Below are 21,080 nucleotides of genomic sequence, written 5' to 3'. Positions count from 1 at the left end.
GGAGTTTCGCCTGAAACTCCTTTTACAGTGGTCGTTTATTTGGCATACCAGCCTTCCGTGGAAACTTATTGGGAGTTTCCTTTTTCTTTTCCACAATGGTTAGTGTGCGTGGATCGCCGTTTGGCAATTGATAGTCAACGTTTTCAATGACCTTACCAAAAAGGAGAGTCAGGGCGTTCTTAGCTTGAGCCAATTCGTCCTCAGCGCTAGAGGCTTTGAGGGCAATGAGTTTGCCATTTAGTTTTAAATACGGAATGGTTAGCTCTGATAAGATTTGCATACGTGCAACTGCCCGAGCGGTGACAAGGTCGAATTGGGCACGAAATTGTTTGTCTTGGGCAAAATCTTCAGCCCGCCCATGATAGAAATGAACATTCTCCAAACCCAATTCCTCAGCCAATAGATGCAAAAAATTAATCCGTTTGTTGAGGGAGTCGATGATGGTCACATCTAATTGAGGATAAATGATTTTCATAGGCAAACTTGGAAAACCGGCACCAGCTCCGATGTCTAGTAGGCGGAGGGAATCATTCTGGATGTGTCCTTGTAGAATTGGAGCTATTGAATCATAAAAATGCTTGAGATAGACTTCCTCTTCTTCAGTTATTGCTGTCAAATTGATCTTCTCATTCCATTCCACTAATAGTTGAAAATAGCGATGGAATTGTTGTTTCTGTGTGTCAGTAAGCTGGATGCCTTGGTCCGCCAAGGTCTTATAAAATACTTCAGGTTTCATAGCTTTATCATATCATAAATTGATAGAAAATCAAATTGCAGATGAAACTGCACTCGTGTAATAGAAAGCCCCCACACCCTATTATTCAAGATCTGAATAATAGGGTGTGGGGGCTTTTGTTGTTATTTATTGAAGACTATTGGCCATCAGACCTATTAGTGTTCTCAGTAGCATTTGTCTCAGTAGTAGAATTTTCGGTAATGGTTGGTACACTAGTCGTCTCAGTTTCAACAGTGTTAGAACTAATGACTGTCGAGCTTTCTTGCTGAGTAGTTGATTCTGTAATGACAGAACTACTAGAGGAAGTTGATGTACTCTGTTCGAAATTATTATTACTGTTGTTATTGTAATTGTTGTAATTATAATTATAGTTTGAACTTCTACCACGTACATAGTAAGTTGAGCCATTTCGTGCTAGACCGCTCGGCATAGTCCAGTCAGTTGCGGTGTAATCAGAGTGCATGAAGGTCATCATATTTCGATAGACATCAGAGGCCACGCTTAATCCACTATCCAAAATAGGAGTCTGACGATTGGTGTAGCCAGTCCAAACTGCCATAGCATATTGACTTGAATAACCGACAAAGTTTTCATCTGGAACAACTAAAAAGCTGTTGTATGCTTCTGGCATTTTTGTAAGAACGGCTTGCATTTCTTCATCTGAATAGTTTGAGGTACCCGTTTTACCAGCCATTGGGACTCCAGAGACGGAGGCATTCAAACCATAACTATATGTCATAACAGATTTAAGCATATCGGTCATGAGGAAGGCGGTTTCTTCTGTCATGGCTTGGTGTCCTTCTGGTTGATATTCCTGGACACTGCCATCGCTGAAGATTATCTTGTTAACATATTGCGGTTTATAGTAGATTCCACCATTGGCAAAAGCAGCATAGGCTGCAGCCATTTTTTCGCTACTTGCACCGTATTGTCTATCTGATTCAGAGGTATTACTTGAAATAGCATTTGAATAATGAAGTGATGGGTAATCAATTCCTAGGCTATTCAAGAATTTCAAACTATTTTCCAAACCAGTAGCTTCCAAAGCTTTTACAGCAGTAACGTTACGCGAATATTGAATCGCTGTCTTTATGGAAACATTTCCAAAGTATTGTCGATCCCAGTTGTAGACAGGAGTTGTCGTTCCAGGATAATTGTAAGGTGCATCTAAGATAACATCTGCAGTTGAATTATAGATACCATTTTCAATTGCAGGAGCGTAGTCTGTAATTGGTTTCATAGTTGAACCAAAATCACGGTTCGTCTCAACCGCTTGGTTGGTACCAAAGGAACTATTACTTTGTTGATTACGCGAACCAAGTTGGGCAACGACTTTACCAGTTGTAACATCAATGACAGTAGAAGCAACTTGCATTAAGTCATCAGGATAGTTGACATACATGTCAGTATTGTAAATATTCCAAAGTTGTTGCTGTGCAGCAGGATCTACGTTCGTGTAGATTTCCATACCAGTGGTTAGAAGATTATAGCCTGTTTTAGCTTGAACTTCTTCAATAACTTGCTTCAAATAGTTATCCATATAGGCTGGGTAGGCAGCTTCGTTGGTCAGTGGTTGAAGTCCATCGGTAACAGGTGTTACAATTGCTTGCTCGTACTGGGTATTGTCAATGTACTTTTCTTCAAGCATTTCGCCCAGAACAAGGTCACGACGAGTTTTGGCAGCTTCAGGGTTTGTATAAGGGTCATATTGGTTAGGTGCTTGTGGCATACCTGCCAATAAGGCAAGCTGCGGCAAGGTCAAATCTTTTAAGTCTTTGCCGAAAAATGAGAGGGCTGCAGTCTGCATTCCGTAGTTACCATTGGACATATAGACCTTATTCACATAATAGGTTAGAATTTGTTGTTTTGAATTCTGTCTTTCAAGTTGTACAGCTAACCAAGCCTCTTGGATTTTACGTTTAATATTTTGGTCTTCTACAGATGTAGAGAAGTAGGTCAATTTGATTAATTGTTGATCTAATGTAGACCCACCTTGTAGTCTTCCGCCGGTAATGTTATTTACAAGAGAACTTGCGATTCGGATTACATCAACACCCCTGTGATTAAAATAACGCTGGTCCTCAATAGCAACAATCGCATTAACCAAGTCGGTTGGAATTTCACCTGTTTCGACACTAGAACGTTTTTCAGCTCCTAAGTCAGCAATCAAAGCCCCGTTTTTATCATAAATTTTACTAGAAACAGTAGCAGTCAATGTTTCTTCGGTCAATTTTGGTGCAGTAGAAATCCAGTAGAATGTTACTGCTGCTCCAGCTAAGATGCCTAAGATAGCCATAGATAAAAAGATATTGCCTATAACAATCAGCGTCTTTTTAATGTTTGTAGTTTTCAAAAGAGTCACCACCTAATAATTTATTTTCAACTATTTCCAGATAGGGGAGGCTAGGAAAACCTCCCATTTTTAATGCAAATCCATTTTCTTTTATATAGTTCAGAGGCATAGACTTGCTGCCTTGGTCTACTTGGTAAAAAGAAATTAAATGAATAGCAGGCAATAAAAATGTTTCTTTCAATGTTGAAAAGTGAAGAAGGACAAAACAGATTCCCCCATGTTCTATAACCTGTCTCATGTGTTCGACCTGATGAGCATGAAAATTTTTCATCGGCATAGAAGTTTTTTGCCTGGTTTCTTTTGCTTCAAAGTCAATATAATGTCCCTTGAATACGCCAGAATAATCGGTTGTGGATGCTTGTCTGAAGTAGGCTTCAGTAATTTTGGCACGGCTACGTTTAGGATAATCAACTCTGACAATTTGAACGGGGGTTGGTTTTTTATGTATGACTGCTTTACCATGCGTCAAATAGTAGAGATTACTATCGTTGATTGCCATTTCAAAAGACATACCACGGTTGGCAAAATTAACATGTGGAGAAACAGAGTTTGTTCTATTGTTTTTTTTTCTTATCTGATGGGGATAATTGACCATAGAAGTCCTTCTTGATAAAATAATATCAGCATATTATACCATAATTAGAGAAAAGAGTACAAGAAATGCACACTAAAAGCCTTTTAATAGCGGGTTATAAGCATACAGATCTAGGAATTTTTACAGATAAGGACCCTCGTCTTGCAATTATTAAAAAGGTTATCCGGGCTGATTTGGTTAAATTCTTAGAAGAAGGGGTGGAATGGTGTATATTTTCTGGAAACTTAGGTTTTGAGTTCTGGGTTTTAGAAGTTCTAAAAGAATTGATAGAAGAAGGTTATGAGTGTAAGATTGCCACTATTTTTGCCTTTGAGAATCACGGGCAAAATTGGAGCGAGGCTAATCAAGAAAGGCTTTCTAAGTTTAAGCAAGTGGATTTTGTGAAGTATGCTTTCCCTAGTTATACGAATCCAGGTCAATTTAAAGAATACAATCAATTTTTAGTGGATCATACGGATGGAGCCTATATTTTCTATGATAGTGAAAATGAAACAAACCTGAAATTTCTCTATCATCTAATGGTAATGCAAGAAGAATATAATATAAAAACGCTTACCTTTGATGACTTGAATGAGATGGCTGAAAATTTTTCGAATTTTGAGTGATATGACTTGATTTTTGCCTATTTTTTTTAATATAATAGGTCTAGTGATGTTTTAGAATAGGGAGAGAGAAATGGCCAGTATTATTTTTACAACTAAAGATATTTTAGAAAAAGATTTTAAAACAGAATTTCGAGGATATGATAAAAACGAGGTAAATGATTTTCTTGATGAAATCATGAAAGATTATGATGCTTATGAAGCAATCATCAAGGAATTAAAGGGAGAGATTGCACGGTTGAAAGCCCAGGTAGCTAATTCTCCTAAAGCAGCAACTTCAACTGAGCCAGCTAACGATTTTCTTCAAGCAGAGAGACCTGCCTCGGCAACAAACTTTGACATTCTTCGCCGTCTCAATCGCTTGGAAAAAGAAGTTTTTGGAAAACAAATCGTCCAAGAATAGAGTTTGTATTAATTGTGCAATTTTTGGATAATCGCGTGGTAGGTCTCTACCATGAGGAAAGTCCATGCTAGCACTGGCTGTGATGCCAGTAGTGTTTGTGCTAGGCGAATTCATAAGCCTAGGGACGTCGTATGGCGTTACGGCGGTTAAAATGGCTAAGTCTTTTGATATGTCAAAGTAGACCTGAAAGTGCCACAGTGACGAAGTTTTTATGGAAACGTAAAAAATGGAACGCGGTAAACCCCTCAAGCTAGCAACCCAAACTTTGGTCGGGGCATGGGATGGACGGAAACGAACGGAAATCCTGACTGTTTAGGCAGTAGACAGATGATTATCGAAGGTGGTAGGACCTAGTACCACTGGAACAAAACATGGCTTATAGAAAATTGCATAAATAGGTAGCTAGCTTTGCTAGCTTTTATTATAGAGGAAAAAGATGAAAAAACAATTTGAATTAATTGCGACAGCGGCTGCTGGTTTAGAAGCGGTTGTTGGTCGTGAAATTCGTAATCTTGGTTATGAGTGCCAGGTTGAAAATGGACGCGTTCGGTTTCAAGGGGATGTGAGATCAATAGTTGAAACCAATTTGTGGCTTCGTTCAGCTGATCGCATAAAAATTATTGTTGGACAGTTTCCAGCAAGAACCTTTGAAGAACTATTTCAAGGGGTATTTGGTTTAGATTGGGAAAATTACCTTCCCTTAGGTTGTAAGTTTCCTATTTCTAAGGCCAAATGTGTTAAATCCAAGTTGCATAACGAACCAAGTGTTCAAGCAATTTCCAAGAAAGCAGTTGTAAAGAAATTACAAAAATACTTTTCTCGCCCTGAAGGTGTCCCCTTACAGGAAGTTGGTGCGGAGTTCAAAATTGAAGTATCAATTTTAAAAGATCTTGCAACAGTTATGATAGATACGACTGGATCTAGTTTGTTTAAGCGAGGTTACCGTGTTGAAAAAGGTGGCGCCCCGATTAAAGAAAATATGGCAGCTGCCATTTTACAACTGTCTAACTGGTATCCGGATAAGCCCTTGATTGATCCAACCTGTGGCTCAGGAACCTTCTGTATTGAGGCAGCTATGTTGGCAAAAAATATCGCTCCAGGCTTGAAACGTGATTTCGCCTTCGAAGAATGGCCTTGGGTTGATAATCAGTTGGTCGCGGATTTACGAAAAGAAGCTCAAGTAGCGATAAAAACTGATGTGGTATTGGATATTGCAGGTTCAGACATTGATACTCGTATGATTGAAATCGCTAAGAAAAATGCATTTGCGGCTGGTGTTGACCAAGATATTGTATTCAAACAGATGCGGGTTCAGGATTTACGAACGGATAAAATTAATGGCGTTATTATTTCTAACCCACCTTATGGTGAGCGTCTATTGGATGATGATGCTATTATCACGCTTTATCGTGAAATGGGGCAGACCTTTGAACCATTAGAAACCTGGTCTAAGTTTATTTTGACCAGTGATGAACAATTCGAGAAGCGTTTTGGCAAGCAGGCTGATAAGAAGAGAAAATTATATAATGGTACCTTAAAAGTTGATTTGTATCAATTTTTTGGTCAACGTGTAAAACGTATGATAGCAGAATAGAACGGAGATTATTGTGAACGAAGAACAGAAACAAAAAGGGCTTTCTATTAATGGAGAACCAGTATTAGACTTTGAAAAAGCTAAGGAGTTGACTGTTGAAGAAGCTCTGCGCAAGCATAAAGAAATCAAATCTGGCGTAATTGATACTGATAGTATACTGGATAAGTATATCAAACAGCATCGTGATGAAATTGAAGCTGAAAAATTTGAAACGAAAAAGGTGGTAGCTCCCTTAGTACATTTTGATACTCATTTGGACGATAAGAGTTTGAATGAGGAGACAAAGAACATTGAGGAGATTCTGGTAAAACCAGTTCAGGAGCCTAAGTCTCTAGATGCTAAAGAATCTTTAGATGAGACAGTTATTGTTGTTCCTGCATCGAAAAATGAGGACGTACTCACCTTACCGAGCTCAAATCCGGATGAAGAATCCTATGAAGATGACTGGGGACAAGCTGAGGAAGAGAAGAAAGAACGTAAGAAAAAAATTATTGTGTGGTCAGCTATTGGTGCCTTGTTTGGTCTTTCAATCGTATCTGCTTTTTTATGGATGAATCAATTGAATCAAGGTAGCCAAGGAACATCTAGTTCATCTGCGACAACACAGGAATCTACTAGCCAATCCAGTACCTCTACCTCTTCAACCGCTACTGATGCTAAAGTTGCAGCATTTGATGAGTTATATAAAACATTCTTCACGGATGAAAGTGCTACTAAGTTAAAAAATTCGGAGTTTGGTAAGTTAGAAGAGTTGAAAAAACTTCTAGATGCTTTGGATAAAAATTCAGACGCTTATAAAACTGCAAAAGAGAAATATGACCAGCTTGAAAAGGCAATCGCCGCTGTGACAGAATTGAACAATCAATTTGATAAGCCAGTCCTGGTAAATGGGGAGATTGATACAACTGCTACTGCAAAAGCTACTGCGAATTTAGTAGCCACTACATCAGGTATGAGTTCGGTAGACAGTGTGATTGCATCTGTCGTTAATTTTGGGCGGTCCCAACAAGAAAATGCGACCACTGTTGCTTCATCTGTAACCCCAGCAACTCCAGCTCAATCGACGCCAGCCTCATCTGCTACTGTTGCAACCTCAGAAACAACCCCAGCAGTATCAAGTGGAGGAATTCAAAATGCAGCTACTCAGTTTGGAATCCCAATCCCAGCAGGAGTAGTTCTACAACGTGAATTAAGTCGAGTTCCTTACAATCAAGATCTTATCAATGATGTCAACAACCCGTCATGGACATTTAATCCAGGCATTTTGGAAAATATTGTAGCCATTTCTCAGCAACGTGGCTATATCACAGGTAATCAGTATATTCTTGAAAAAGTGAATATTATTAACGGAAATGGATACTACAACATGTTTAAACCAGACGGTACTTATCTATTTTCAATTAACTGTAAGACCGGTTATTTTGTTGGAAATGCAAGAGGCAATGCTGACGCATTAGATTATTAAGACTGGTCTTAGTTAAGTTGTAATTCTAGTGAATATAAAATGTGAATCGAGGCAAGCAAGAGTTCAATGCTTGCCTTTTGTTATCGTTTCCACTATAATAAAAATTAGTTAACAATAAAGGAGTTTCGCATGAAATACATCGTAAACAACAGCAATGACCCAGCTTATAACATTGCCCTCGAAGCCTATGCCTTCAAGGAATTAACAGATATTGACGAAATTTTTATTCTCTGGATCAATGAACCTGCCATTATTATCGGTAAGCACCAGAATGCGATTCAAGAAATCAACAAGGAATTCACAGATGAAAAGGGCATCCATGTCGTTCGCCGTCTGTCAGGTGGTGGTGCTGTTTACCATGATCTCAACAACCTCAACTACACCATTATTTCAAATAAGGCAGACGAGGGAGCTTTTGACTTTAAAACCTTCTCTAAACCTGTGATTGATACCCTTGCAACACTGGGTGTTGAAGCGAATTTCACAGGTCGTAATGACCTGGAAATCGACGGCAAGAAAATCTGTGGTAATGCGCAAGCCTATGCCAAAGGCCGTATGATGCACCACGGATGCTTGCTCTTTGATGTGGATATGTCTGTCCTCGCAAGTGCCCTCAAGGTCAGCAAGGACAAGATTGAGTCCAAAGGTGTCAAGTCCGTTCGTGCCCGCGTGACCAATATCAACAACGAATTGCCAAAGAAAATGACTGTTTTGGAGTTTAAGGATGCCATCCTCAACCAAATGAAGCAAGAATACCCAGACATGGATGAGTATGTCTTGTCAGAAGATGATTTGGCTCGTATCCAAGAAATCCGTGACAGCCAGTTTGCGACTTGGGATTGGACCTACGGTCAAACACCAGAATACACTGTGGAGCGCAGCGTTCGTTACCCAGCAGGTAAAATCACAACCTACATCAAGGCTGAAAAATCAGTCATCGAATCTATCAAGATTTACGGAGATTTCTTCGGAATTGGTGATGTATCGGACATCGAAGACTTGTTGGTCGGTACTCGTTACGAGTATGCAGATGTGCTTGCAAAATTGCAAGAAATCGACACCGCTCACTATTTCTCTCGCATGACAACAGAAGAAGTAGCAAAAGCCATTGTGGCATAATCTATCAGACTATCCAGGCATTTGGATAGTCTTTTCTTTCGTGAAATTGTTTTCAGTAAGCCCTTTTCACTTGCACATTTTCTATATTATGGTATAATTATTTTCTGTGAGTATCCCTCACTTACTCGTGGCTAGACCATGAGTCATTAGACCAAAAGGAGGAACATATCAATGGCTAAATACGAAATTCTTTATATTATTCGTCCAAACATTGAAGAAGAAGCTAAAAACGCTTTGGTAGCACGCTTTGACTCTATCTTGACTGACAACGGTGCAACAATCGTTGAATCAAAAGCATGGGAAAAACGTCGCCTTGCATACGAAATCAAAGATTTCCGCGAAGGTTTGTACCACATCGTTAACGTTGAAGCTAACAACGATGAAGCTCTTAAAGAGTTTGACCGTTTGTCAAAAATCAACGGCGACATTCTTCGTCACATGATTGTCAAACTTGACGCGTAAGAAGGTAGATTATGATAAATAATGTAGTATTGGTTGGTCGTATGACCCGTGATGCAGAACTTCGTTATACTCCGTCTAACCAGGCTGTTGCGACTTTTACTCTGGCAGTTAACCGCAATTTTAAAAATCAAAACGGTGAGCGTGAAACGGATTTTATCAACGTAGTCATTTGGCGTCAACAAGCTGAGAATTTGGCGAATTGGGCTAAGAAAGGTGCTCTGATTGGTGTTACTGGTCGTATTCAGACTCGTAGCTATGATAACCAACAGGGACAACGTGTCTACGTGACTGAGGTGCTTGCGGATAGTTTCCAACTCTTGGAAAGCCGTACTGCTCGTGAAGGTCAAGGTGGTGCTTATTCAGCTGGTAATTCATTTGCCGCTGGGAATGACTATAACTCACCTTATCAAGCACCTGCACAATCTACACCTAATTTCGCTAGAGAAGAAAGTCCATTTGGAGCTAGTAATCCAATGGATATATCAGACGATGACCTACCATTCTAGGTCTGAAATAATAATATAAAGGAGAACACACATGGCTCAACAACGTCGTGGCGGTTTCAAACGCCGTAAAAAAGTTGACTATATCGCAGCTAACAAAATTGAATATGTTGATTACAAAGATACTGAGCTTCTTAGCCGTTTCATTTCTGAACGTGGAAAAATCCTTCCACGCCGTGTAACTGGAACTTCAGCTAAAAACCAACGTAAAGTAACAACAGCTATCAAACGTGCTCGCGTAATGGCATTGCTACCATTCGTAAACGAAGATTAAAAAAACAGTCCTTGAATGGACTGTTTTTTCATGAGCTCGGAAATTAGAATGCGAATCAAGACCCCAACGGGTCATTTTTTCATGAGCTCGGAAATTAGAAGGCGAATTAAGTCCTTGAATGGACTGTTTTTTCATGAGCTCGGAAAATAGAAGGCGAATTGAGACCCCAACGGGTCATTTTTTCTTGCGCTCTAGAAATGTGCAAAGTGCAATGACAGAATGGACTGTTTTTTCATGAGCTCGGAAATTAGAAGGCGAATTTAGACCCTGACGGGTCTTTTTAGCTTGTGCCCTAGAAACTGGAATGGCGCAACGGCGAGAGTGGGTCATTTTTTAATGAGCTCGAAAGTACGAAAGGGAAAATATGACCAAGACGGATCTTTTTGGCTTGCGCCCTAGAAACTGGAAAGTCGAATCGCCCGTTGTGGCGATTTTTTCTTGCACTCTAGAAATGTGAAAAGCGCAATGACAGAATGGGCTGTTTTTCACGAGCATGAAAATATAAAATCGATTATTAATCTAAACTGAACTTTTTTGAGCTTGTAGGTCAGAAATATGAAAATGTAACAGCAAACTGACTTACTTTTTATTCTATAGTATCTTACATACCTGCAAATGTAAATGTGTAACAAGGAGTCTAAGTGTTCATTTTGTTTCAAAAATAGTTGATTATAAAAGTGTTACTTCATCTGGTAGGGTAATTGTCTCCTTGCCTTGCTTATCCATCACTAAAATGGTTGACGGATAAAAGGGATCGAAGCGACTGTTCAAATCCAAAGCAATGGCATTCTTATAGCCTTCTTGGGAAAAGACCAGCGTAATTTTTCCCTTCCTATTTTTGATTGAAAAGCGGATTACATTTTTTAAGGGAATGACCCCCTTCAAGTAATTATCGATAAAATACCAAAAACTGTCAATAACTTCTCCAGGGAGAGAAGTCACTATTCCGAAACTTGCATATCGTCCATTTGTTTGATTAAAAGCCATCTTTCCTCCTTTATGGTAAGAAAAAAACCTGTAAAACAGGATTTTCTTTTCTAACTTTATCTACTTCGCAGTTCTAAATAGCGTTTGTACCAGATATTGACATAGGCTGTAGAGAAGGGGCCACGTTGATTGTTGATCCAATCAACTAAAATCTTAACATTTTCCTTCAAAATAAAATCAATATCATCTGAATACTTCATAGCCTTGCGATGACGCTCGTATTCGTCCACATCCAAGAGCCTCTTTTCACCATCAGCAAAGACCTTGACATCTAGGTCGTAGTCGATGTACTTAAGAGCTTCGTTGTCTAGAACATAAGGACTAGCAAGGTTACAATAGTATGAAACACCGTTCTCACGAATCATTGCAATGATATTGAACCAGTATTTTTTATGAAAATAAACAATTGCTGGCTCTCTCGTTACCCAACGTCTGCCATCATTTTCAGTCACTAAGGTATGGTTATTGACCCCAATAATAGCATTTTCCGTTGTTTTTAATACCATGGTGTCACGCCAAGTGCGATGAATTTCACCGTCATGTTTATAACTTTGAATAGTAATAAAGTCGCCTTCCTTTGGTAATTTCACTTTGTTACCAACTTTCTACTATTACAATTTATCTTGACTATTATACCATATTTTTTCAACCTAGGCGAAGATTTTTCTCAGAGATATTCACGAAGGGCTGTTTTTATTGCATCAAAATCAAATCCCTTTCGGGCTAAAGCCTGTGTCAAACGTTGTTTCAGCTCATAACCCTCATATTTTCGGTTGTATTTCCGATACTGCTTATCCAACTCCTTGGCAATCAAATCTGCTTCATTCTCTTCATCAGAGGTCAAGTCTAATTGAGCAATGCTTTGTTTGGCAAGCTCATAGGAAAATCCCTTTGTCATCAAGCCCTGAACCAGCTTATCCTGTAAGGCTCGAAGGGGCAATTTAGCTTGGTATTTTCGACATAATTTTTCTGCAACCCTTTCAGCCAACTCTGAAAAATCAACCTCAGCCAGTCCCTCTTCAATTATTGATTTTGAAATTCCCTTCGTCATCAATTTTTGACGAAGCATAGCAGGTCCCTTGTCACCATTCAAGTCATTCTGACGGATATAGGTTTCTACATAGGCTTTATCGTCAATCCACCTATCTTCTTCCAAATTAGCAACTATTTTTAGAGCAGTGGCTCCTGCAATCTCATATTTTTCCAGATAATCAAATACCTCTTTTTTGGTTCTCTGTTTGAAGGAAATGAAATACAGGGCTAAATTTTTCCCATAGGAAAATTGGGCAAAATCCCGAATGGCTCCAAATTCCTCTTCTGTGATGTCCTTGTCCTTACTGAGCATGAAGCGAACAATGGTATCTTCTGTAATATAGGTGTTTTCCTGTCCATCAACTTCTAAGAGATAGAGTCGTTTTTTCTTTTCAATTTTTGTAATTCTCATTCTTTCATTATACAGGAATTTTCGGTAAAATAATAATATGAATTTACAAGTAAACCAACGAATTCCCTTGAAAATCAAGCGAATGGGTATCAATGGTGAAGGCATTGGCTTTTATCAAAAAACGCTAGTCTTTGTTCCGGGTGCCCTCAAGGGAGAAGAAATCTATTGTCAAGTAACCTCTGTTAAACGTAATTTTGTGGAAGCAAGGCTACTGAAAATTAACAAGGAATCAAAATTCCGTGTTAAACCAAGCTGCGACATTTATCAAGCCTGTGGTGGCTGTCAAATCATGCACCTCCGTTATGACAAGCAACTGGACTTCAAGCAAGACCTGCTCCAACAAGCCTTGAAGAAATTTAAGCCAGCAGGCCATGAGGATTACCCCATTCACCCAACCATTGGAATGGATCAGCCAACTCATTATCGGGCTAAATTACAGTTCCAAACCCGTTCATTCAAGGGTCAAGTCAAGGCTGGGCTCTATGCTGAAAATTCCCATCGCCTGATTGGTATTACAGACTGCTATGTCCAAGACAAGGAAACCCAGAAAATTATCAATAGGATTGCTGAACTATTAACGAAACACCGTATCCCTATTTACAACGAGCGGAAGGAGCAGGGCATCCGTACGGTTATGGTCCGCAGGGCCCGTCAATCTGGTCAGGTGCAGGTTATTTTTGTTACCTCCTGTCAGGTTAATCTGACCAAACTAATTGAAGAAGTAACCAAGCAATTTCCTACCATTGTCACTGTTGCATTAAACTGGAATAGACAGAAATCCAGTGATATATACGGAGAAAAAACGGAGATTCTCTGGGGTAAACAGGCCATCGAAGAGGCTGTTTTGGATTATGAATTCTCTCTATCACCTCGGGCATTTTACCAACTAAATCCCCAACAAACGGAAGTTCTCTACGGTGAGGCAGTAAAGGCACTAGATATAATAGGGAATGAGGACCTAATCGACGCCTACTGCGGCGTGGGAACCATCGGCTTTGCCTTTGCCAGAAAGGTTAAGTCTGTTCGGGGGATGGATATCATACCTGAAGCTATCGAGGATGCCAAGGCCAACGCCAAACGGATGGGGCTGACCAATACCCACTACGAAGCTGGGAAGGCAGAAGAGATTATTCCTAAGTGGTACAAAGAAGGCTACCGTGCAGATGCCTTAGTGGTCGACCCCCCTCGGACTGGCTTAGATGAAAAACTCCTCAAAACCATCTTGGAATACAAGCCTGCTAAAATGGTATATGTATCCTGCAATGTTTCGACCCTAGCCAGAGATTTAGTTGAGCTGACAAAAGCCTATAAGGTTGAATACATCCAATCCGTTGATATGTTTCCCCATACTGCACGAACTGAGGCGGTTGTGAAGTTGTCCAAATGGTTGTGAAGAATGAGCTACTTTTGGAAAAAGCAGATAGAAAGGGAATAGTCAATATTCCTCCTATCAATCATTAAGAAATAGTTGCATCAACAAAAAGAATGATAAATAGTTTTTAAGGGCTATCTATCATTCTTTTTAATTTATTGACCTTTGAATTCGTCACTTTTGGATTGCAGTACTCTACAGAAGTGACTTGCTATACAAGTTTCATTTCCAAATCAGTTCAGCTACTAGGCTGTGCTGACAACTTTCACTTCAGTTACTTGTCTGAAAGCTAATTTATTCGACGATAATATTATGATTAAAACCTGCATACTATTCTTTCAGTTCCTGTAGGATGCTTTTAAGTTTGTTTCTATAAGGCTGAATTCCAAGGGGTAATACGGTAAGGAGGAAGTTGGAAAAAGTAAATCAAAGAGGCTGTCTTTCATATAGACGTTAGTAAATTTTAAATAGATATAGATAACATATTGTTAATATATTATTTTTGTTGTAAAATGGGAATAGTAGGAACTATTTGAAAGGAGGACACAGGGATGCTCCAAACAAATGATAAACCACTTTACTTACAGTTGGTAGACACTTTGGAAATTATGATTAGAGATAATATGGAGCCAAATGAGAAGCTTTTTTCTGAACGTGAACTTACGCAGGTTTATGGGGTTAGCCGCATAACTGTTCGTTTAGCTTTGCAAGAGTTAGAAAAACGAGGCTTGGTTTATAAAAAACACGGGAAAGGCACCTATGTGTCTGAAATTTCAAATAGTGCGGTTGATTTATCACAGGCGTATAGTTTTACAGAACAAATGCGTAGGATTGGAAAAATTCCTAGTACAAAGATACTGTCGTTTTCAACAATCTTGGTGACGGATTTTATTGCCCAGCAGTTACAAATTTCACTTGGTAACCAGGTGTTTGAATTAGAACGATTGCGGCTAGCGGACGGAATTCCAATGATGTTAGAAAGAACTTATGTTCCAGTAGAAATCTTTCCTCAGTTGAGCAAGGAACGATTGGAGGAATTGCCGCTGTATGAAATATTTTTTGAAGACTATGGTCAGCAGATCCGACTTGCGGAAGAGGAATTTTACGCTAGTATTGCTTTGGACAATGAAGCAAATCTTTTGAGGATACCAAATAGTAGCCCGGTTCTTCATTTGATTCGTAAGACTTATAATGATAGAAATAGGCTGATTGAATTTACCTTTAGTATAGCTAGAGGTGATCAATTTAGGTACAAGGTAAGTCACCAAGGACCAAAGTAGGTATGGGTTTTATGTCAAAATGAATTAATAAGTCAAGCTACTTCCAAAGTTCGGGGTAACTTTGGAGTTCATTAGGGTTAAAGTAGAAAAAAATTGTCGCTTCAATAATCTTACTGAAACTTGAAAACCTCTACTAGATGCTTTTATGCCTGAATTTACTCAAGCAGTCCTATTTTTATAGTTCCTTGTCTGAATGCTAATTTGTTCGACTAATGGTATTAAGTATGTATTGGAAGATAATAGCTTATCATCACGTAGACAATAGACGGTGAATTCCCCTTTTTACGACAATAAAAAAGCAGTCAGGAAGACCTTGTTTGAGGATGCTCGACTGCTTTTTATCTGTAAATGTGATTATCTGTGGTTTGCTGTTATTTCAAATTTATAATATTTCCAATGTTTGTAGGTTTCAGTGTACTCAAGGACCTCACCGCTAGCGCTATGGGTGGTTGTTTTAATTTGTAGCACAGTAGGCTCGTTTTCCTTCAATTTTAGACCGGCTACAACCTCACTAGGACTTGGACTGACAATCTCATTTGTTTCCACAAAAGGTTCTTCAAAGAGATGCAGGTTGAAATCAATTTTGAAGCGTTGGTAGATCGATTGGAAATGTTCTAAAGGTGCATCAGGCATGTGAATGTAACGCTGAGGAATATAGGAATTATGAAAAATATATGGTTCATTATTCGCGTAACGGACACGAACAATTTTGTAATAGAAATCATTCTTATCAAGATTTAGTTTTTCTAAGATTGTCGCATCGTTACCTTTTTCACATGATAGAACATCAACTTTTTCATTTTCTAATGATACAACTTCTACATCTGAAAATTCAACAAGGCGTCCCTTGCGAGAACGTGATACAAATGTCCCCTTACCTTGTTGACGGATGAGGTAGCCGTCTTTTACAAGCTCATTAACAGCACGGATAACTGTGATTGAGCTAACGTTGTAAAGTTTAGTCAATTCTGATTCTGTATAAAATTTGTCGCCATTTTCAAATTTTCCAGAAATGATTTGTTGGCGCAAATCATTTTGTATGAGTTGATACTTTGGTACTTTCATTACTATAACTTCCTTTCTACTTATTAGTATACTAAATCATCCTTGATAAATCAAAGGAATTGGCTAAAAAATATAAAAAAATGTGTTATGAAAACGCATTAGAACGGGATATTTTGGCTATTTGTAAAAAAATTACAAAAAATTTTCAAAAAAGACTGGACATAACCACTGGAAAATGTTAATATAATAACAGATAAGAAAACGGTTACGAAAAAGGAGCCAATATGAATGAATTTACGATAAAAGATGACTTTTATTTAAATGGTAAATCCTTTAAGATATTATCAGGAGCCATTCATTATTTTAGGGTTCATCCTGATGATTGGTACCATTCTTTATTTAACCTTAAAGCTTTAGGTTTTAATACAGTTGAAACCTATGTTCCTTGGAACTTGCATGAACCTAAGAAAGGCGAGTTTTCATTTGAAGGAATACTAGATATCGAGCGATTCTTGGGAATTGCTCAGGAACTAGGGCTTTATGCAATTGTTCGTCCTTCCCCCTATATTTGTGCAGAGTGGGAGTGGGGTGGTTTGCCCGCTTGGCTGATGACGGAAGAGCTTCAAGTACGCTCGAGTGATCCTGTATACTTGAAGCACCTAGATGAATATTACGCTTCTCTTCTTCCTAAATTAGCCAAGCTCCAACTCTCGCAAAATGGAAACATACTAATGTTCCAGGTTGAAAATGAGTATGGTTCCTATGGTGAAGAAAAAGAGTACCTAAGAGCAGTTGCTGAATTGATGCGTAAATATGGCCTGACAGCTCCGCTATTTACCTCAGACGGACCATGGAGAGCTTGCTTGAGAGCAGGCAGCATGATTGCGGATGATATCTTGGTAACAGGAAATTTTGGTTCGAAAGCCAAGGAAAACTTTGCCATGATGCAAGATTTCTTCGATGAGTATGATAAGAAATGGCCACTCATGTGTATGGAATTCTGGGATGGTTGGTTTAACCGTTGGGGTGATGAAGTCATTCGACGGGATCCAGATGAGCTAGCTCAAGCAGTCATGGATTGCATAGAATTAGGATCAATTAACCTTTATATGTTCCATGGTGGAACCAACTTTGGATTCATGAATGGTTGCTCGGCTAGAGGTCAAATCGATTTGCCGCAGGTTACATCTTATGACTACGATGCAATTCTAGATGAGGCTGGTAATCCTACCAAGAAATTCTATGCCTTGCAAAACTTAATGAAAGACAAATATCCTGAACTGGAGTATTCAGAACCACTGATTAAGGAAGCCAAAGCCTTTCCGTCAGTAAGTTTGAAAGAAAAAGTTAGTCTATTTGCGACACTAGAAAATGTAAGCGATTGCCATAAATCGTTCTATCCGCAGAATATGGAGTTCCACGGTCAATCAACAGGCTATATCTATTATAGGACTCAGCTTGAAAAAGATAAGATTGATGCAGAACGCTTTAGGGTTGTGGATGCACGAGACAGGATTCAAGTTTATGCTGATGGGAAACTGGTCACGACACAGTATCAAACTGAGATAGGTGAGGATATTGAATTACACCTTGAAAACCGACAAACAGAAGTTTCTATCTTGGTTGAAAACATGGGTCGTGTCAATTATGGACATAAATTAACGGCACCAACTCAGTCCAAAGGGATTGGTAGAGGAGCTATGGCAGACCTTCATTTTATCGGTAATTGGGAAACCTATCCATTGCCATTAAATGATATATCTGGTCTTGATTTCACACAAGAGTGGAATGAGGGGCAACCAGCCTTCTATCGCTACCAATTTGAATTGGATGAATTGGCGGATACCTACCTTGATATGACAGGGTTTGGTAAGGGTGTTGTATTTGTAAATAATGTTAATATCGGACGTTTTTGGGAAAAAGGACCAATCCTTTATCTCTATATACCAAAAGGATACTTAAAGAAAGGAGAAAATGAAATAGTCGTCTTTGAGACGGAAGGAACATATAGAGAAAGCATTACCTTTTCACAAGAACCCATCTATAAAGAAATATAAAAGGAGAACGAGTATGGCAATTATTGCTACACGTATTGATGGTCGTTTGATCCACGGTCAAGTTGCTAACCTATGGACTACCAAATTAAATATCGGTCGTATCATGGTTATTGACGATGCTGTTGCTCAAAACGACATTGAAAAACAAGGATTGAAATTAGCTTGCCCACCGGGAGTAAAATTATCTATTTTACCAATCGAAAAAGCAGCTAACAATATCAAAGAAGGTAAGTATGATAGTCAACGTCTTTTGATTGTTGCTCGTCGCCCAGAAAACTTCCTTCGTTTGGTTGAATATGGAGTTGAATTGGCAGAATTGAACGTAGGTAATATGTCTCAATCACCAGAAACTCGCTCTGTAACACGTTCTATCAACGTTGTAGATAAGGACATTGCAGATTTCGATGCCTTGGTTGCTAAAGGAGTGAAATTGATTGCTCAAATGGTACCAGGTGACACACCAAAAGACTTTATGCCACTCTTGGATAAAGTTAGATAATTTTCGGATATTTTTGAAAAATTTTAAAGGAGGATCACTATTATGCAATGGTGGCAAATATTACTTCTAACGCTCTACTCTGCTTATCAGATTTGTGATGAGTTGACAATTGTATCGTCAGCTGGTTCACCAGTCTTCGCAGGGTTCATCTCTGGTTTGATCATGGGTGACATGGCAACTGGTTTGACAATTGGAGCGGCACTTCAATTGATGGTACTCGGTGTAGGTACCTTCGGTGGTGCATCACGTATCGACGCAACTTCTGGTGCGGTTCTTGCGACAGCTTTCTCAGTTTCACAAGGAATTGATCCAGAACTTGCCGTATCAACTATCGCAGTACCTGTAGCAGCACTTCTTGTTTATACAGATATTGCTGGTCGTTTCTCTACTACTTACTTCGCACACCGTGTAGATGCTGCGGTTGAAAAATTTGACTATGCAGCTATTGAACGCAACTACTTGCTTGGTGCTATTCCATGGGCGGCATCTCGTGCACTTCCTGTTTTCCTAGCACTTGCATTCGGTGGTGAATTTGTAAACACAATGGTTACTGCTATCCAAGAATATCAATGGATTGCTAACGGTTTGACTCTTGCAGCACGTATGCTTCCAGGTCTTGGTTTCGCTATCTTGCTTCACTACCTTCCACTTAAACGCAACCTTCACTACTTGGCAGTAGGTTTTGCCCTTACAGCTATGTTGACAGTTCTTTATGGTAACGTAACAGCTTTGGGTGGTGCAGTTTCAGGTATTGTAGGCTCATTGAATGGCTTGCTTCCAGAAGATGCAGCGCTTAGCTTCACAAACAACTTCAAAGGCTTGTCTATGATTGGTATCGCTATTATCGGTGCATTCCTTTCAGTATTGCACTACATCAATAGCCAAAAAGTAGCAGTGGTTGCTCCATCAAATTCAGAAAGTGGGGAAATTGACGATGACGAAATCTAATTACAAACTAACAAAAGAAGATTTTAATCAGATTAACAAACGTAGCTTGTTTACCTACCAGCTTGGTTGGAACTACGAGCGTATGCAGGGTTCTGGTTACCTTTACATGATCTTGCCACAGCTTCGTAAAATGTACGGAGATGGCACACCTGAATTGAAAGAAATGATGAAATTGCATACGCAATTCTTCAATACTTCACCATTCTTCCATACCATCATCACAGGTATTGACTTGGCATTGGAAGAAAGCGACGGTGTTGCTTCTAAAGATGCGGTTAACGGTATCAAGACTGGTTTGATGGGTCCATTTGCACCGATTGGTGACTCAATCTTTGGTTCATTGGTTCCAGCAATCATGGGTACTATTGCAGCAACATTAGCTTCTGATGGTAACCCAATTGGTATCTTCCTTTGGGTAGCAGTTGCAGTAGCATATGACATCTTCCGTTGGAAACAGTTGGAAATTGCCTACAAAGAAGGTACTAAACTCATCACAACTATGCGTGATAAGTTGACTGCCCTTGTTGATGCTGCATCAGTAATGGGTGTCTTCATGATGGGTGCTTTGATTGCGACTATGATCAACTTTGAAGTATCTTGGGCTCCAGCAATTGGTGAGAAAACAATCGATATCCAAGACTTGCTTAACTCAATCTTCCCACGTTTGGTACCTGCTATCTTCACAGGCTTTGTATTCTGGCTCCTTGGTCGTAAAGGTATGACTTCTACTAAAGCTATCTTGATTATCATCGCACTTGCAGTTGGACTTTCTGCTATCGGTCACTTCGTATTCGGTATGGCGTAAGATATGGCTAAGAATTTAATTTTAGTAAGTCACGGTCTCTTCTGTGAAGAGTTGAAGAAATCTACTGAGATGATTATGGGTCCTCAGGAAAATATTTTCACAGTTGCTCTTTTGCCAGAAGACGGTCCAGAAGACTTCCAGAAAAAATTTGAAGATATAGTTGCTGATTTAGAAGACTTTGTAGTATTCGCTGACTTGTTGGGTGGCACACCAGCCAATGTTGTTTCACGAAAACTGATTGACGGTGGACAGTTTGACCTCTATGCAGGTATGAATATGCCAATGGTTATCGGTTTCTTGAACGGTGTCCTACTTGGTGAAGCAGTAGACTATGTTGGATTTGGTACAAGCAACCTTGTCCACGTCAACAGCCTATTAACAAGTGATGAGGATGATGAAGATGAGTGAAAAACTCCAGTGGAGTTTTTCAGCCCGAGCCTGAAAACTAGAGAGCGAGGACTCTTCGAAAGTTCTCAATCAGATTAGAAAGGCTAGTCAGCTATATAAAAAGGCTTTAAGTATCCTGAGGGGAAGCAAGTTGATTGCCTCCCCTCATTTGATGTTGTGAGGAAAAGCG

Annotated in this window: 22 protein-coding genes and 1 other RNA gene; 16 read left to right on the top strand and 7 right to left on the bottom strand. The window is 39.3% G+C overall.

Annotated elements, in window-relative coordinates; all coding sequences use genetic code 11:
- Window positions 1-22: 22 nt before the first annotated feature.
- The 3 genes from rsmG to recU all read right to left on the bottom strand — a co-directional run bounded on the left by rsmG (window position 23) and on the right by recU (window position 3,684).
- Entirely contained in the window at window positions 23-736 is a 714-nt protein-coding gene (gene rsmG / locus NF418_RS07150) for a 16S rRNA (guanine(527)-N(7))-methyltransferase RsmG (RefSeq protein WP_256779013.1), read from the bottom strand.
- Between the two features lie 136 nt (window positions 737-872).
- Window positions 873-3,089, bottom strand: a complete 2,217-nt coding sequence (gene pbp1a / locus NF418_RS07145) for a penicillin-binding protein PBP1A (RefSeq protein WP_306172687.1) — start codon at window positions 3,087-3,089, stop codon at window positions 873-875.
- A complete protein-coding gene (recU, locus tag NF418_RS07140) occupies window positions 3,070-3,684 on the bottom strand; it encodes a Holliday junction resolvase RecU (protein ID WP_256779012.1) in 615 nt (204 codons plus the stop codon). Before recU ends, pbp1a begins: the two co-directional genes overlap by 20 nt.
- 65 nt (window positions 3,685-3,749) lie before the next feature.
- On the opposite strand from recU, the gene NF418_RS07135 reads away from it, so the two are divergent.
- From NF418_RS07135 to rpsR, 9 genes are all read left to right on the top strand, one after another.
- Window positions 3,750-4,289, top strand: coding sequence for a DUF1273 domain-containing protein (locus tag NF418_RS07135; protein ID WP_256779011.1), 540 nt, complete (start codon window positions 3,750-3,752; stop codon window positions 4,287-4,289).
- Window positions 4,290-4,359: 70 nt separating this feature from the next.
- Window positions 4,360-4,689 (top strand): cell division regulator GpsB, encoded by a 330-nt coding sequence (gpsB, locus tag NF418_RS07130; protein ID WP_256779010.1) that lies wholly within the window; start codon window positions 4,360-4,362, stop codon window positions 4,687-4,689.
- A 19-nt stretch (window positions 4,690-4,708) separates the two neighbouring features.
- An RNA gene (gene rnpB / locus NF418_RS07125) (RNase P RNA component class B) lies at window positions 4,709-5,073 on the top strand.
- A 52-nt stretch (window positions 5,074-5,125) separates the two neighbouring features.
- Window positions 5,126-6,283: a THUMP domain-containing class I SAM-dependent RNA methyltransferase gene (locus NF418_RS07120; RefSeq protein ID WP_256779009.1), complete on the top strand. Its 1,158-nt coding sequence runs from the start codon at window positions 5,126-5,128 to the stop codon at window positions 6,281-6,283.
- Window positions 6,284-6,296: 13 nt separating this feature from the next.
- On the top strand, window positions 6,297-7,748 hold the full coding sequence (locus tag NF418_RS10700; protein WP_256779008.1) for a cell division site-positioning protein MapZ family protein: 1,452 nt from the start codon (window positions 6,297-6,299) through the stop codon (window positions 7,746-7,748).
- A 129-nt stretch (window positions 7,749-7,877) separates the two neighbouring features.
- Complete coding sequence (locus NF418_RS07110; RefSeq protein WP_256779007.1) at window positions 7,878-8,867, top strand: lipoate--protein ligase; 990 nt, start codon at window positions 7,878-7,880, stop codon at window positions 8,865-8,867.
- A gap of 171 nt (window positions 8,868-9,038) precedes the next feature.
- Window positions 9,039-9,329, top strand: a complete 291-nt coding sequence (rpsF, locus tag NF418_RS07105; protein ID WP_002942403.1) for a 30S ribosomal protein S6 — start codon at window positions 9,039-9,041, stop codon at window positions 9,327-9,329.
- Window positions 9,330-9,340: 11 nt separating this feature from the next.
- Entirely contained in the window at window positions 9,341-9,835 is a 495-nt protein-coding gene (locus tag NF418_RS07100) for a single-stranded DNA-binding protein (protein ID WP_105125175.1), read from the top strand.
- A 31-nt stretch (window positions 9,836-9,866) separates the two neighbouring features.
- A complete protein-coding gene (gene rpsR / locus NF418_RS07095) occupies window positions 9,867-10,106 on the top strand; it encodes a 30S ribosomal protein S18 (RefSeq protein ID WP_002939250.1) in 240 nt (79 codons plus the stop codon).
- A 669-nt stretch (window positions 10,107-10,775) separates the two neighbouring features.
- Here rpsR and NF418_RS07090 read toward each other — a convergent pair.
- The 3 genes from NF418_RS07090 to recX form a co-directional block, all read right to left on the bottom strand.
- The gene (locus NF418_RS07090) at window positions 10,776-11,093 is read right to left on the bottom strand and encodes a DUF960 domain-containing protein (protein ID WP_256779006.1); all 318 of its coding nucleotides are present in this window, start codon (window positions 11,091-11,093) and stop codon (window positions 10,776-10,778) included.
- Between the two features lie 56 nt (window positions 11,094-11,149).
- The gene (gene ntdP, locus NF418_RS07085) at window positions 11,150-11,683 is read right to left on the bottom strand and encodes a nucleoside tri-diphosphate phosphatase (RefSeq protein ID WP_256779005.1); all 534 of its coding nucleotides are present in this window, start codon (window positions 11,681-11,683) and stop codon (window positions 11,150-11,152) included.
- A 77-nt stretch (window positions 11,684-11,760) separates the two neighbouring features.
- Entirely contained in the window at window positions 11,761-12,537 is a 777-nt protein-coding gene (gene recX / locus NF418_RS07080; protein ID WP_256779004.1) for a recombination regulator RecX, read from the bottom strand.
- 37 nt (window positions 12,538-12,574) lie between these two features.
- Between recX and rlmD the strand changes: the two genes are divergently transcribed.
- Together rlmD and NF418_RS07070 are read left to right on the top strand one after the other, a co-directional pair.
- Window positions 12,575-13,930 (top strand): 23S rRNA (uracil(1939)-C(5))-methyltransferase RlmD, encoded by a 1,356-nt coding sequence (rlmD, locus tag NF418_RS07075; RefSeq protein WP_256779003.1) that lies wholly within the window; start codon window positions 12,575-12,577, stop codon window positions 13,928-13,930.
- A 530-nt stretch (window positions 13,931-14,460) separates the two neighbouring features.
- Complete coding sequence (locus NF418_RS07070; protein WP_256779002.1) at window positions 14,461-15,189, top strand: GntR family transcriptional regulator; 729 nt, start codon at window positions 14,461-14,463, stop codon at window positions 15,187-15,189.
- A 354-nt stretch (window positions 15,190-15,543) separates the two neighbouring features.
- Here NF418_RS07070 and NF418_RS07065 read toward each other — a convergent pair whose 3' ends face one another.
- Window positions 15,544-16,254, bottom strand: a complete 711-nt coding sequence (locus tag NF418_RS07065) for a GntR family transcriptional regulator (protein ID WP_172085077.1) — start codon at window positions 16,252-16,254, stop codon at window positions 15,544-15,546.
- A 224-nt stretch (window positions 16,255-16,478) separates the two neighbouring features.
- On the opposite strand from NF418_RS07065, the gene NF418_RS07060 reads away from it, so the two are divergent.
- From NF418_RS07060 to NF418_RS07040, 5 genes are read left to right on the top strand one after another with little or no spacing between them, the layout of a single operon-like run.
- Window positions 16,479-18,251: a glycoside hydrolase family 35 protein gene (locus tag NF418_RS07060; protein WP_256779001.1), complete on the top strand. Its 1,773-nt coding sequence runs from the start codon at window positions 16,479-16,481 to the stop codon at window positions 18,249-18,251.
- A 13-nt stretch (window positions 18,252-18,264) separates the two neighbouring features.
- On the top strand, window positions 18,265-18,750 hold the full coding sequence (locus tag NF418_RS07055) for a PTS system mannose/fructose/N-acetylgalactosamine-transporter subunit IIB (RefSeq protein WP_105109652.1): 486 nt from the start codon (window positions 18,265-18,267) through the stop codon (window positions 18,748-18,750).
- A gap of 39 nt (window positions 18,751-18,789) precedes the next feature.
- Entirely contained in the window at window positions 18,790-19,698 is a 909-nt protein-coding gene (locus NF418_RS07050; protein ID WP_172085085.1) for a PTS mannose/fructose/sorbose/N-acetylgalactosamine transporter subunit IIC, read from the top strand.
- On the top strand, window positions 19,685-20,503 hold the full coding sequence (locus NF418_RS07045) for a PTS system mannose/fructose/sorbose family transporter subunit IID (RefSeq protein WP_105109654.1): 819 nt from the start codon (window positions 19,685-19,687) through the stop codon (window positions 20,501-20,503). The genes NF418_RS07050 and NF418_RS07045 overlap by 14 nt, the downstream gene beginning before the upstream one ends.
- A 3-nt stretch (window positions 20,504-20,506) precedes the next feature.
- Entirely contained in the window at window positions 20,507-20,911 is a 405-nt protein-coding gene (locus tag NF418_RS07040; protein ID WP_256779000.1) for a PTS sugar transporter subunit IIA, read from the top strand.
- Window positions 20,912-21,080: the final 169 nt, after the last annotated feature.

The sequence above is a fragment of the Streptococcus suis genome, from assembly GCF_024509555.1.
Lineage (GTDB): Bacteria > Bacillota > Bacilli > Lactobacillales > Streptococcaceae > Streptococcus > Streptococcus suis_AD.
Note: the sequence above shows the minus strand (reverse complement) of the source record. Positions and strands in the feature narration are given on the sequence as shown.

Coding starts and splice junctions, on each gene's coding strand:
- rsmG (WP_256779013.1), bottom strand. CDS start 736: ATGAAACCTGAAGTATTTTATAAGACCTTGGCGGACCAAGGCATCCAG.
- recU (WP_256779012.1), bottom strand. CDS start 3,684: ATGGTCAATTATCCCCATCAGATAAGAAAAAAAAACAATAGAACAAAC.
- NF418_RS07135 (WP_256779011.1), top strand. CDS start 3,750: ATGCACACTAAAAGCCTTTTAATAGCGGGTTATAAGCATACAGATCTA.
- gpsB (WP_256779010.1), top strand. CDS start 4,360: ATGGCCAGTATTATTTTTACAACTAAAGATATTTTAGAAAAAGATTTT.
- NF418_RS07120 (WP_256779009.1), top strand. CDS start 5,126: ATGAAAAAACAATTTGAATTAATTGCGACAGCGGCTGCTGGTTTAGAA.
- NF418_RS07110 (WP_256779007.1), top strand. CDS start 7,878: ATGAAATACATCGTAAACAACAGCAATGACCCAGCTTATAACATTGCC.
- rpsF (WP_002942403.1), top strand. CDS start 9,039: ATGGCTAAATACGAAATTCTTTATATTATTCGTCCAAACATTGAAGAA.
- NF418_RS07100 (WP_105125175.1), top strand. CDS start 9,341: ATGATAAATAATGTAGTATTGGTTGGTCGTATGACCCGTGATGCAGAA.
- rpsR (WP_002939250.1), top strand. CDS start 9,867: ATGGCTCAACAACGTCGTGGCGGTTTCAAACGCCGTAAAAAAGTTGAC.
- NF418_RS07090 (WP_256779006.1), bottom strand. CDS start 11,093: ATGGCTTTTAATCAAACAAATGGACGATATGCAAGTTTCGGAATAGTG.
- recX (WP_256779004.1), bottom strand. CDS start 12,537: ATGAGAATTACAAAAATTGAAAAGAAAAAACGACTCTATCTCTTAGAA.
- rlmD (WP_256779003.1), top strand. CDS start 12,575: ATGAATTTACAAGTAAACCAACGAATTCCCTTGAAAATCAAGCGAATG.
- NF418_RS07070 (WP_256779002.1), top strand. CDS start 14,461: ATGCTCCAAACAAATGATAAACCACTTTACTTACAGTTGGTAGACACT.
- NF418_RS07065 (WP_172085077.1), bottom strand. CDS start 16,254: ATGAAAGTACCAAAGTATCAACTCATACAAAATGATTTGCGCCAACAA.
- NF418_RS07060 (WP_256779001.1), top strand. CDS start 16,479: ATGAATGAATTTACGATAAAAGATGACTTTTATTTAAATGGTAAATCC.
- NF418_RS07055 (WP_105109652.1), top strand. CDS start 18,265: ATGGCAATTATTGCTACACGTATTGATGGTCGTTTGATCCACGGTCAA.
- NF418_RS07045 (WP_105109654.1), top strand. CDS start 19,685: ATGACGAAATCTAATTACAAACTAACAAAAGAAGATTTTAATCAGATT.
- NF418_RS07040 (WP_256779000.1), top strand. CDS start 20,507: ATGGCTAAGAATTTAATTTTAGTAAGTCACGGTCTCTTCTGTGAAGAG.